Below are 1699 nucleotides of genomic sequence, written 5' to 3'. Positions count from 1 at the left end.
GCTTTGACATCATTTCGTTCAATCTGGGTTATCTTTTTAGTTTGGGCAAGTAGTTCTTCCGCTTGCTGTTTAGCTACTTTCGCTTTTTCTAAAAGTTGCTCTGCTTTTCCTTTAGCATCAGCTAATATTTTGTTAGCTTCACGTTCGGTATCTAACTCTTTTTGTTGGCTGGCGGCGAGAAAATCATCATCTTCAACACTGAGACTTTTTCCCGCTTTCCAGTCTAAGGCTTCCTGTAGGGCACGTCCGCGCAATAGCCGAGATTCATCTTGACGGTTGGAGGCAAACCAAGCTGCGATCGCTTCTGTGTATGGACGTAGGGATGATAATTCTTTTTCTACCCAATAGAGATTGAAAACTTCTTGATAAATTCGGTTATAAACTTTTAATTTTCCTTGTTGTTTGCAGACTAAGCCTGTCAATCTGAATTCTGCTTGTTCGGGACTGTCATCGGCTATAATTTCTCCGTTATGTAAGATCTCTTGATATAGTCCTAATAATCTTCCGCTGTTTTGTTCGTTACTTAAAAGCCGATTTCTCAAGGTTTTTAAATGTTCTGGTTCGTCTTGGTTTTCCCAATTGTCAATAATGTGGGTTTGGACTAAAGTATCGATTGTTGGTTGTTGGTTATCTGTTGTTGGTTGTTTGAGGGAAAGGGAACGAAGCGTCTGGTTTTTTGACTTTTGACTTTGATTTGCTGATTTATTATAAATAATATGACAGAGTTTTTGAGTGAGGAATGGTTGTCCTCCTGTCCAATCTAATACGGCTTTGATAATTAATTCTGGATTGTCTATTTTTTCGTGTAATCCCGGTGTTAAGGATAATTTGGCTTCCTCGAAGGTAAATCCAGTTAGTTCAATAGCTTGACCGATATTAAAGGGGGTCCGCCCTTTGTCTTCAATTAAATCTGATGGAGTCGCTACCCCTAATAAACAAAATGTTATCCGTTTATAGTCTGAACGATCCACGCGACGATTGTAGCAGCCTCGGATTAGGGCAAAAAAATCATCTGTGGGAAAGTTTAAACTTTTGACGCTATCGATTTCATCAATAAAAATAACTATATTATTGGATAAATGAGTCAGAAGTATTTCCTCAATTAACAGACTCAATCGTTGAACCGGGGGCAAAACTAGGCGATCGCGCCACCAAGTATTAAAATTAATCTCACCCAAGAGATTGAATCCACTCAATAGCTCAAAGGCAATGCCACCATACCAGTTTTCCGGTGTCAGGGCATCGCTGCCAATCAGGGTTAAATCAATGGAAACACAGTTTATTCCTTCAGCTTGAAGTCGGTTCATCATTTGTACCCGCAAGCTAGATTTGCCCATCTGTCGCGAGTTTAAGACATAACAAAATTCCAGGGATGTTAATCCATCATAGAGTTCTCGATCCGCTTGCCGTACCACATAAGTGGGATGCTGATACTCTAAACTCCCCCCGACTTTATAGTTGTAGATTGACATAGTGTTGTTGGTTATTAGTTGTTGGTTGTTAGTTATTGGTCTTAGAATTAGCTATATCTAATAATGATTATTATTGTATTGGTTAAAAAGAGCGTCAACAACCCACCGTTAATCGGAGTACCGATTATAACGCTTGCTCTGTAAGATAGCCCTAGTGCAGGTTGGCAGAAATAACTCATCAGTTGTAAGCAGGGGAGCAGGGAAGCAGGGAAGCAGGGGAGCAGGGG

At 40.2% G+C, this 1699-nt stretch carries 1 protein-coding gene; it reads right to left on the bottom strand.

Annotated features, from left to right (window positions below; translation table 11 throughout):
• Positions 1-1472: AAA-like domain-containing protein (locus NJ959_RS29100; protein ID WP_254015245.1), on the bottom strand; the 1472-nt coding region annotated here is incomplete at its 3' end.
• Positions 1473-1699: the final 227 nt, after the last annotated feature.

The sequence above is a fragment of the Limnofasciculus baicalensis BBK-W-15 genome, assembly GCF_024178385.1.
In the GTDB taxonomy this organism is placed as follows: Bacteria; Cyanobacteriota; Cyanobacteriia; order Cyanobacteriales; family Coleofasciculaceae; genus Limnofasciculus; species Limnofasciculus baicalensis.
Note: the sequence above shows the minus strand (reverse complement) of the source record. Positions and strands in the feature narration are given on the sequence as shown.